Origin of the sequence: Streptomyces sp. NPDC052079, assembly GCF_040680275.1 — a bacterium.
Lineage (GTDB): Bacteria > Actinomycetota > Actinomycetes > Streptomycetales > Streptomycetaceae > Streptomyces.
In genome coordinates, this window is sequence record NZ_JBFAWL010000022.1 from 96,777 (window position 1) to 106,084 (window position 9,308).

A 9,308-nucleotide genomic window follows, 5' to 3' on the forward strand; every position below is an offset into this window, starting at 1 on the left:
CGGGTCCGTTCGGCCTACGCCGCCGTCCCCGGGCCCCTGGTCCTACGCCACCGGACGGGACGCGGGACCGCGGACCTAGGACCATCGCCCGGCCGAGGGCCGCCACCTGCCCGATCCGCACTGTCACAGCCCGCCGGTACGGTGAGGAACATGAGCCACGGTCCCCGGTCCGGCCTCGCCGCGGTCAGCTCCGCGTTGCTGGCCATGAGCAGGCACCTCGAGGTGCGCGACGTCCTCAAGACGATCGTCGCCTCGGCCCGCGAACTCCTCGACGCGCAGTACGCCGCTCTCGGCGTGCCCGACGACCACGGCGGATTCGCCCAGTTCGTGGTCGACGGCGTCAGCGAGGACCAGTGGAAGGCCATCGGCCCCCTCCCGCGCCGGCACGGCATCCTCGCCGCGATGCTCGACGAGGCCACCCCGCAGCGTCTCGCCGACGTGCGCCGGGACCCCCGCTTCGAGGGCTGGCCCAGCGCCCACCCCGACCTGGCCGACTTCCTCGGCCTGCCCATCCGCGACGGCGACGAGGTCATCGGTGCTCTGTTCCTGGCCAACAAGCGGTGCCCCAAGCCCGAGGGCACCTGCGGCTTCACCCAGGACGACGAGGAACTGCTCGGCATCCTCGCCCAGCACGCCGCGATCGCCCTCACCAACGCCCGGCTCTACGAACGCAGCCGCGAACTGACCATCGCCGAGGAGCGCTCCCGGCTCGCCCACGAACTCCACGACGCCGTCAGCCAGAAGCTCTTCTCCCTGCGGCTCACCGCCCAGGCCGCCGCCCGCCTCGTCGACCGGGACCCCTCCCGAGCCAAGGGCGAGCTCCAGCAGGTCGCCGCCCTGGCCGCGGAAGCCGCCGACGAACTGCGCGCGGCGGTCGTCGAGCTGCGCCCCGCGGCCCTCGACGAGGACGGCCTCGTCGCCACCCTCCGCACCCAGATACAGGTTCTGGACCGCGCCCACACCGCGCGCGTGACCTTCACCGGCCACGGCGTGCGCGCCCTGCCCGCCGCCCAGGAGGAGGCGGTGCTGCGGGTCGCCCAGGAGGCGCTGCACAACGCCCTGCGCCATTCCGGGGGCGACCATGTCGACGTCACCCTGGACCGCCGGGGCGGCGGAGCGGTCCTGCGGGTCACCGACGACGGCAGCGGGTTCGACCCGCGGATCGTCCGTCGCGCGGGCCGCCATCTGGGCCTGGTCTCCATGCGGGACCGGGCGAGCGGGGTCGGCGGCACGCTGACCGTGGAATCGGCGCCCGGCAAGGGCACCACGATCGAGATGGAGGTCCCCGGTGGCTGACGCAATCAAGGTTCTGCTGGTCGACGATCACCAGGTGGTACGCCGGGGCCTGCGCACCTTCCTCGAGGTGCAGGACGACATCGAGGTCGTCGGCGAGGCCGCGGACGGCGCCGAAGGAGTTGCCCTGGCGCAGGAGTTGGGACCCGACGTCATCCTCATGGACGTCAAGATGCCGGGCATGGACGGCGTCGACGCCCTGCGCCGGCTCCGCGAACTCGACCACCCCGCGCGCGTGCTGGTCGTCACCAGCTTCACCGAACAGCGCACCGTGGTCCCGGCCCTGCGCGCGGGCGCCGCCGGCTATGTGTACAAGGACGTCGACCCCGACGCACTCGCCGGGGCCATCCGCTCCGTGCACGCCGGGCATGTGCTGCTCCAGGCGGAGGTGGCCGGCGCGCTGCTGTCACAGGAGGAGACCGGCTCGGGCCCGGGACGCCCGGGCTCCCTCACCGAACGGGAGCGCGAAGTGCTCGGCCTCATCGCGGACGGCCGTGCCAACCGGGAGATCGCCCGGGCCCTGGTGCTCTCCGAGAAGACCGTGAAGACCCACGTCTCGAACATCCTGATGAAGCTCGACCTGGCGGACCGCACCCAGGCCGCCCTGTGGGCCGTACGTCACGGCCTCAGCGGCTGACCCGGACGCCGCGGCCGGACGGAAGGTTCCCCTCCGATCCGAGATTCATACCGTAGTGGGAATGTCCCCCGGACGGCCGTATCCCTCGTCGGCGCCGACCGTTCTCCAGTGCACGCTGCGGCGCCTGCCGCAGCGATCGCAAGGAGGGCTCCGAAAGTGAAGATCATGAAGAAGGCAGCGGCCGTGACGATGGTGGCCGGCGGTCTGCTCGCCGCCGGTACCGGCATGGCCTCCGCCACCGACGGCACCCACGCGCACGGCGAGGCCGTGGGCTCCCCGGGCGTCGTCTCCGGCAACGTCATCCAGGTCCCGGTCGACGTCCCGGTCAACGTGTCCGGCAACAGCGTCAACGTCATCGGCCTGCTCAACCCGGCCTTCGGCAACACCGCCGTCAACCACTGACACACCCCCGCCCAGCCCCGGCCGCCCGCCCCCACCGAGCGCCGGGGCTGCCGCAATCCGCGGGCGGTCACGCCACCGCTCCCGCGGCCCGCTCCCGCGATCCGCGGGCAGTCGTGCCGCTGGGGCGGCACGGGTGGGCGCGACGGCACCCCGCGGGCGCCGGGCTGCGCAGACACCCCCCGGCCCACACCAACGCCGGCGCACCTCAACAGCACCGGGCCACCCTCACCCCACCCCCCGCTCCTCCACAACGGAGTTGTACGCGGCCACCTGCGCCCGCCGAGCCGTCCGCTCCACCGGCCGCAACGCCCCCGCCCGCGCCGCCATCTCCGACGCACTCACCGCACCCCCATGCCCCCGCGCCCCCGCCAGCGACACCAACGCCCCCACCCGCTGAGCCAACTCCAGCACCCGCACCGCCCGAGGCGGATACCCCGGCGCCAGCACCTCCCGCCCCCGAAGCGCCCGCGCCCGATACGCCTCGATCGCCGCCTCCGCCACCGGCCCCGACCCGGCCACATCCAGCCGCGTCAGCACCTCCGTCGCCTCCCGCAACGCCTCCGCCAACTCCCGCTCCGCCTCCCCGAGCGACGGCACATCCGCAGGCGGCGCCTCCCGCACCGGCAGACAGTGCCAGACCACCTCCACATGCACATCACCCGAGGGCCCGGCCTCGTACACCTCCGGCACCAGCCCCAGCGCGGCCCCGGAACAGACCACCGCCTCCTCCGCCTCCAGCGCCCGCGCATTGAACTCCGGCGGCCCGCTCAGCCCCAGCGGATGCCCCGGCGCCGGCAACGCCACCCGCAGCCCGGTCGCCCCGAGCGCCCGCAGCCGCCCCAACGCCAGCGTGAGCCCCACCGGCGCGGACTCCCCGGGCACCCCCTCCACCCGGTGCACCGCGTCCTCCCCGACGATGGCGACCACGGCGTCATCCGGCGGGACAAGTCCGGCAAGCAGGGCGTTTCCCCAAGCGGCAAGGCGTCCAGAGCGAGGTTCCGAGAGCATGCGTCCACCCTAGACAGAGCCCAAGAACCGGACCGATGGGATGCCCGCCACGACCGGTGGCGTAGATTTCATGGAGGGCTGCGCCCACGGGTGCGGCGGACCAGCCCACAGGCGTACGCGACAGCCGAGACCCGGCCACACTGCAAGGGGAGACAACGCGCTCATGAGCGATGTTCTGGAGCTTCAGGACGTATCCGTGGTCCGCGAGGGCCGGGCTCTGGTGGACCAGGTCTCCTGGTCGGTCAAGGAGGGCGAGCGCTGGGTCATCCTCGGCCCCAACGGGGCCGGCAAGACAACCCTCCTCAATGTCGCGTCCAGCTACCTCTACCCCAGCAAGGGCACCGCCACCATCCTCGGCGAGACCCTCGGCAAACCCGGCACGGACGTCTTCGAGCTGCGCCCCCGCATCGGCATCGCCGGTATCGCCATGGCCGACAAACTCCCCAAGAAGCAGACCGTCCTGCAGACCGTGCTCACCGCCGCCTACGGCATGACCGCCGGCTGGCAGGAGGAGTACGAGGACGTCGACGAACAGCGCGCCCGCGCCTTCCTCGACCGCCTCGGCATGTCCGAATACCTGGACCGCAAGTTCGGCACCCTCTCCGAGGGCGAGCGCAAGCGCACCCTCATCGCCCGCGCCCTGATGACCGACCCCGAGCTGCTGCTCCTCGACGAGCCCGCGGCCGGACTCGACCTCGGCGGCCGCGAGGACCTCGTCCGCCGCCTCGGCCGGCTCGCCCGCGACCCGATCGCCCCCTCCATGATCATGGTCACGCACCACGTCGAGGAGATCGCCCCCGGCTTCACCCACGTCCTGATGATCCGTCAGGGCAAGGTCCTCGCGGCCGGCCCGCTGGAGCTGGAACTCACCTCCCGCAACCTCTCCCTCTGCTTCGGCCTCCCGCTTGTCGTGGAACAGGTCGGCGACCGCTGGACCGCCCAGGGCCTCCCGATGACCTGAGCCCTTCCCCGGCAAAAACGCGCGCCGCGCGGCGCGTTCAAACTGGTCGGCGCCCTGTCGGCGACCGGGTGCGCGGTCCTACCATGGCCACGTGGACATCGACGCATGGCTGTGGTGGCTGATCGGCGCGGCGGCACTCGGCATCGCACTCGTGATCACCGCGATGCCCGAACTCGGCATGCTCGCGGTGGGTGCCGTCGCCGCGGCAGTGGTCTCGGGCTTCTTCGGAGGAGGCGCGGTCGCCCAGGTCGCGGTCTTCGCGATCGTCTCCACCGCGCTCATCGCCGTCGTACGGCCCATCGCCAACAGACACCGGGCCCAGCGGCCCCAACTCGCCACCGGTGTGGACGCCCTGAAGGGGAAACAGGCCGTCGTGCTGGAGCGCGTCGACGCCTCCGGCGGCCGGATCAAGCTGGCCGGCGAGGTCTGGTCGGCGCGCGCCCTCGACGCCGACCGCGCCTATGACGTAGGCCAGGAAGTGGACGTCGTGGACATCGAGGGGGCCACGGCGATCGTCATGTGACCCGCCGCGACACAACTGGGCCGAACAACTCCCCAGTTGCACCGATGGTCTGTCAGACTCGACCGGAAAGATCTTCAACAGCGAGATCTTCCGCAGGCACAGGATCTGCCGTAGGCGCCGAGGCGAAGAAGGGTTCGGGGAACCGACGATGCAACCGATCATCATCGTCCTGATCATTCTGGTGGTGTTGGTCTTCATCGCCCTGATCAAGACGATCCAAGTCATCCCACAGGCCAGCGCCGCCATCGTCGAGCGCTTCGGCCGCTACACGCGGACACTCAACGCGGGCCTCAACATCGTCGTCCCGTTCATCGACACCATCCGCAACCGCATCGACCTGCGTGAACAGGTCGTGCCGTTCCCGCCGCAGCCGGTGATCACCCAGGACAACCTGGTCGTCAACATCGACACCGTCATCTACTACCAGGTGACCGACGCCCGCGCCGCCACCTACGAGGTCGCCAGCTACATCCAGGCGATCGAGCAGCTCACCGTGACCACGCTGCGCAACATCATCGGCGGCATGGACCTCGAGCGGACCCTCACCTCCCGCGAGGAGATCAACGCGGCCCTGCGCGGCGTCCTCGACGAGGCCACCGGAAAGTGGGGCATCCGCGTCAACCGCGTCGAGCTCAAGGCCATCGAACCGCCCACCTCCATCCAGGACTCGATGGAGAAGCAGATGCGCGCCGACCGCGACAAGCGCGCCGCCATCCTCCAGGCCGAAGGCGTCCGCCAGTCCGAGATCCTGCGCGCCGAGGGCGAGAAGCAGTCCCAGATCCTGCGCGCCGAGGGCGAGGCCAAGGCCGCCGCACTGCGCGCCGAGGGCGAGGCCCAGGCCGTCCGCACGGTCTTCGAGGCCATCCACGCCGGCGACCCGGACCAGAAGCTGCTCTCCTACCAGTACCTCCAGATGCTCCCGAAGATCGCCGAGGGCGACGCCAACAAGCTCTGGATCGTCCCCAGCGAAATCGGCGACGCCCTCAAGGGCCTCTCCGGAGCCGTGGGCAACTTCGGCTCCATGGGCGGCAACGGCACCGCAGCAGGCACCGTCCCCGCCCAGGAACGCCGCGAAAAGCCCTCGATCGACTGAGAGCACGCCGAAATCACGGGTTCCCCGCACCCCCTCAGGGGCGCGGGGCTCCATCGATATGCGGCTCCGCCGCGTGGGCGCGAGAAAACGGACAGACGGACAGACATCCCGCAGCCGGTGTCCGCTCACGCCCCTACGGCGAAGCCGTCACGCCGCGGCCGACGCCAGCCACTCGGGCAACGCGTCGAACTCCTCCGCGCCCAGCGCCAACAGCATCGCGTCCGCGGGCGTCGGCTCGAACGGCTCGCGCAGCAACGGCATACCCGCCTGCTCCGGCGTCCGGTTCGCCTTCCGGTGGTTGTCCTCCGCGCACGACGCCACCGTGTTCAGCCACGTGTCCTGCCCGCCCTGCGACCGGGGCACCACGTGGTCCACGGTCGTCGCCCGCCGCCCGCAGTACGCGCACCGGTGCCGGTCCCGCACCAGGACACCCCGCCTCGACCACGGCGCTTGTCTTCGAAACGGCACCCTTACGTACTGGCAGAGCCTGATCACCCGAGGCGCCGGTATGTCGACCGCGGCTCCGCGCATCCGCAGTTCGGGGTGGGCCTGCTCGACGACGGCCTTGTCCTGAAGCACCAGAACGACGGCTCGGTTCAGCGTCACCGTCGACAACGGCTCGAAGCTCGCGTTCAGCACCAGCGTGTCCCGCATACCAGCCCACCTCCCGTGTGCACCGGCCCACCCCTCGGCGGGCTGGGATCAACTCTGGCCGGGCACGCCGAGATGGACAACGCAATATCTGCTGCTCGTACGGGAGGTGACTCCCGCGACCCCCGGCAACAAAAATGCCCGCCCCTGATCAATTCCAAGACCAGGGGCGGGCAAACGTTCCATGAACGATCCGGAGCCACTCGGACCGCTCAGGACTCCGCGGGCACCTCGTACTCACTGATCAGATGGGCGCGGGCGAGCGTGTGGAACCGCAGGTTGAAGCCCACGGCGGCAGGAGACGCGTCTGCGTCCGGACCCAGCTTCTCCTGGTCCACCGCGTACACCGTGAACACATACCGGTGCGGCCCGTCCCCGGGCGGCGGCGCGGCACCGCCGAATTCCCTGCTGCCGTAGTCGTTGCGCGCGTGGACCGCGCCCTCCGGCAGCCCTTCGAACGAGCCGCTGCCCGCGCCCGCCGGCAGCTCGGTGACCGAGGCCGGGATGTCGAACAGCACCCAGTGCCAGAACCCGCTGCCCGTCGGGGCGTCCGGGTCGTAGCAGGTCACGGCGAAGCTCTTGGTCTCCGGCGGGAAGCCCTCCCATCGCAGGTGCGGTGAGGTGTTGCCGGCCCCGTGAACCTGAGCGTCGTTGAGCGTGGCCCCTTCCTTCACATCGTCACTCGTCACCGTGAAGGACGGCACGGGCGGATGGAAGTCGTGGGGGAGCGGCCGCCGCCTGAGCTCGGTCACCTCGGTACCTCCTGATCGTCGGCTTTCGGTCGGAACCGAGCCTAGAACCAGTTGCGCTTGCTGCCGACCTCCGACAGCCACTGGTTGAGGTACGCCGTCCAGTCGGTCCCCTGGTAGTCGTTCAGCCCCACCTTGAAGGACCGGAAGGTGTCACTGCCCTCGCTGAACAGACCCGGCTTCTTGTCCATCTCCAGCACGACGTCCATGGCGTGCTCGTCGGCCACGAAGCTCAGCTCCACCTGGTTCAGCCCGCGGTACTGCTGCGGCGGGAAGAACTCGATCTCCTGGTAGAAGGGCAGCTTCTGCCGGGTGCCCCGGATGTGGCCGCGCTCCATGTCGGCGCTCTTGAACCGGAAGCCCAGCTGGATGAAGGCGTCCAGGATCGCCTTCTGCGCCGGCAGCGGGTGCACGTTGATCGGGTCCAGGTCGCCCGAGTCCACGGCGCGCGCGATCTCCAGCTCGGTGGACACACCGATGTTCATCCCGCGCAGCGGCTGGCCGTCGATCATCGTGATCGGCGTCTCCCACGGGATCTCCAGACCGAACTGCACCGCGTGCACGGCACCCGCCTGGAGCTCGAAGGCACCCCCGAGCCGCGACTTCGTGAACTCGATGTCCTGCTTGTACTCCTGGTCGCCGCTCTCCACCTCGACCTTTGCCTGCAGCCCGACCGACAGACCCTCGATCTGCTGGTTGACGGACCCGCCCTGGATCCGCACCTCGCCCTGGACGACACCGCCCGGAACGACGTTGACCTCGTGCAGCACGGTCTCGACCGAGGCCCCGCCGGCACCCAGACTCGCCAGCAGCTTCTTGAACGCCATGTCTCTCCCCTTGTCGCCCTGTCGCTATCGCTTCGCTAGGACCCTTGATCCCTAACAACGCGATCCGGCCGTGGCCGGTTCCCTCGCCCCTCACCCTGACAAGTGCGGGGCCCGGTGACCACCCCGCGGCACAGGCCGTCTCCAGTACCCTCGGACGGCATGATCGCGACCCCCGACCGTACGCCCCTGCCCAGGAAGTTCTTCGACCGCCCCGTCCTCGAGGTAGCCCCCGACCTCCTCGGCCGGATCCTGGTGCGCAGCACCCCCGACGGTCCGATCGCGCTCCGCCTGACCGAGGTGGAGGCCTACGACGGGCAGAGCGATCCCGGCTCCCACGCCTATCGCGGCCGCACGGCCCGCAACGAGGTGATGTTCGGTGCGCCCGGCCATGTGTACGTCTACTTCACCTATGGCATGTGGTTCTGCATGAACCTGGTCTGCGGTCCCGAGGGCCGGGCGAGCGCGGTGCTGCTGCGGGCGGGCGAGATCATCGAGGGCGCCGAGCTGGCCCGCACCCGCCGACTCTCGGCCCGCAATGACAAGGAACTGGCCAAAGGCCCGGCCCGCCTGACGACAGCCCTCGGCGTCGGCCGTGCTCTCAACGGCACCGACGCCTGCGCCACCGGCGACACCCCCCTCCGTATCCTGACCGGCACCGCCACACCCTCCGAGCAGATCAGGAACGGTCCGCGCACGGGAGTCTCCGGCGAGGGAGCCGTGCACCGCTGGCGCTACTGGATCGCCGACGACGCCACGGTGAGCCCGTACCGGGCCCACGTCCCGCGGCGCCGACGGGGTTGACTCCACCTTGGAAGGTGCGTAATGTAGCCCGAGCCGCTTGAACCGGGTAGGGCGATCGCCAGCAGCCCGAAGCGGCCAACCCACTACCTACGATCACCCCTCAGCGGGGCCGAATTCGTCATGTCCGCATGTCGGAATTCAGCACCGCAGAGCCCGATTATGAATCGGGCGAGGGAATCGGCTAACGTAGTGAATGTCGAAAGGCCGACGGCGAAAGCCGGGGGCTCGACGGCAAAACCCGCCGGCCGGGATTTCGGAACCGAAAGGGTCTGATAGAGTCGGAAACACCGAAGGGAAGCGCCCGGAGGAAAGCCCGAGAGGGTGAGTACAAAGGAAGCGTCCGTTCCTTGAGAACTCAACAGC

General features: G+C 70.3%; 11 protein-coding genes. 7 read left to right on the plus strand and 4 right to left on the minus strand.

Going from position 1 to position 9,308, the window contains the following annotated elements; all coding sequences use genetic code 11:
* Positions 1 to 150 precede the first annotated feature (150 nt).
* The 3 genes from AB0L56_RS26185 to AB0L56_RS26195 all read left to right on the plus strand — a co-directional run bounded on the left by AB0L56_RS26185 (position 151) and on the right by AB0L56_RS26195 (position 2,332).
* Positions 151 to 1,296 carry a GAF domain-containing sensor histidine kinase gene (locus tag AB0L56_RS26185; protein WP_365427149.1) on the plus strand — a complete coding sequence of 382 codons (1,146 nt, stop codon included), beginning with the start codon at positions 151 to 153 and terminating at the stop codon, positions 1,294 to 1,296.
* Positions 1,289 to 1,930 carry a response regulator transcription factor gene (locus AB0L56_RS26190; protein ID WP_361035328.1) on the plus strand — a complete coding sequence of 214 codons (642 nt, stop codon included), beginning with the start codon at positions 1,289 to 1,291 and terminating at the stop codon, positions 1,928 to 1,930. Before AB0L56_RS26185 ends, AB0L56_RS26190 begins: the two co-directional genes overlap by 8 nt.
* 156 nt (positions 1,931 to 2,086) lie before the next feature.
* A complete protein-coding gene (locus AB0L56_RS26195; protein ID WP_361035331.1) occupies positions 2,087 to 2,332 on the plus strand; it encodes a chaplin in 246 nt (81 codons plus the stop codon).
* Between the two features lie 225 nt (positions 2,333 to 2,557).
* Here AB0L56_RS26195 and AB0L56_RS26200 read toward each other — a convergent pair whose 3' ends face one another.
* Positions 2,558 to 3,340 carry a hypothetical protein gene (locus tag AB0L56_RS26200; RefSeq protein WP_365427153.1) on the minus strand — a complete coding sequence of 261 codons (783 nt, stop codon included), beginning with the start codon at positions 3,338 to 3,340 and terminating at the stop codon, positions 2,558 to 2,560.
* Positions 3,341 to 3,503: 163 nt separating this feature from the next.
* Between AB0L56_RS26200 and AB0L56_RS26205 the strand changes: the two genes are divergently transcribed.
* From AB0L56_RS26205 to AB0L56_RS26215, 3 genes are all read left to right on the plus strand, one after another.
* Entirely contained in the window at positions 3,504 to 4,301 is a 798-nt protein-coding gene (locus AB0L56_RS26205) for an ABC transporter ATP-binding protein (RefSeq protein ID WP_365427156.1), read from the plus strand.
* Positions 4,302 to 4,392: 91 nt separating this feature from the next.
* The gene (locus AB0L56_RS26210; protein ID WP_361035339.1) at positions 4,393 to 4,824 is read left to right on the plus strand and encodes an NfeD family protein; all 432 of its coding nucleotides are present in this window, start codon (positions 4,393 to 4,395) and stop codon (positions 4,822 to 4,824) included.
* Positions 4,825 to 4,972: 148 nt separating this feature from the next.
* Positions 4,973 to 5,917: an SPFH domain-containing protein gene (locus AB0L56_RS26215; protein WP_361035342.1), complete on the plus strand. Its 945-nt coding sequence runs from the start codon at positions 4,973 to 4,975 to the stop codon at positions 5,915 to 5,917.
* Positions 5,918 to 6,064: 147 nt separating this feature from the next.
* On the opposite strand, the gene AB0L56_RS26220 is transcribed toward AB0L56_RS26215, so the two are convergent.
* From AB0L56_RS26220 to AB0L56_RS26230, 3 genes are all read right to left on the minus strand, one after another.
* On the minus strand, positions 6,065 to 6,571 hold the full coding sequence (locus AB0L56_RS26220; RefSeq protein ID WP_361035345.1) for an HNH endonuclease: 507 nt from the start codon (positions 6,569 to 6,571) through the stop codon (positions 6,065 to 6,067).
* Positions 6,572 to 6,780: 209 nt separating this feature from the next.
* A complete protein-coding gene (locus AB0L56_RS26225) occupies positions 6,781 to 7,320 on the minus strand; it encodes a YbhB/YbcL family Raf kinase inhibitor-like protein (RefSeq protein WP_361035348.1) in 540 nt (179 codons plus the stop codon).
* 41 nt (positions 7,321 to 7,361) lie between these two features.
* Positions 7,362 to 8,144 carry a sporulation protein gene (locus AB0L56_RS26230; RefSeq protein WP_361035351.1) on the minus strand — a complete coding sequence of 261 codons (783 nt, stop codon included), beginning with the start codon at positions 8,142 to 8,144 and terminating at the stop codon, positions 7,362 to 7,364.
* A gap of 159 nt (positions 8,145 to 8,303) precedes the next feature.
* On the opposite strand from AB0L56_RS26230, the gene AB0L56_RS26235 reads away from it, so the two are divergent.
* On the plus strand, positions 8,304 to 8,945 hold the full coding sequence (locus AB0L56_RS26235) for a DNA-3-methyladenine glycosylase (RefSeq protein ID WP_361035354.1): 642 nt from the start codon (positions 8,304 to 8,306) through the stop codon (positions 8,943 to 8,945).
* Positions 8,946 to 9,308: the final 363 nt, after the last annotated feature.

Excerpts from the sequence above, each read along its gene's own strand:
- AB0L56_RS26185 (WP_365427149.1), top strand. The coding sequence starts at position 151 with ATGAGCCACGGTCCCCGGTCCGGCCTCGCCGCGGTCAGCTCCGCGTTG.
- AB0L56_RS26200 (WP_365427153.1), bottom strand. The coding sequence starts at position 3,340 with ATGCTCTCGGAACCTCGCTCTGGACGCCTTGCCGCTTGGGGAAACGCC.
- AB0L56_RS26205 (WP_365427156.1), top strand. The coding sequence starts at position 3,504 with ATGAGCGATGTTCTGGAGCTTCAGGACGTATCCGTGGTCCGCGAGGGC.
- AB0L56_RS26215 (WP_361035342.1), top strand. The coding sequence starts at position 4,973 with ATGCAACCGATCATCATCGTCCTGATCATTCTGGTGGTGTTGGTCTTC.
- AB0L56_RS26220 (WP_361035345.1), bottom strand. The coding sequence starts at position 6,571 with ATGCGGGACACGCTGGTGCTGAACGCGAGCTTCGAGCCGTTGTCGACG.
- AB0L56_RS26230 (WP_361035351.1), bottom strand. The coding sequence starts at position 8,144 with ATGGCGTTCAAGAAGCTGCTGGCGAGTCTGGGTGCCGGCGGGGCCTCG.
- AB0L56_RS26235 (WP_361035354.1), top strand. The coding sequence starts at position 8,304 with ATGATCGCGACCCCCGACCGTACGCCCCTGCCCAGGAAGTTCTTCGAC.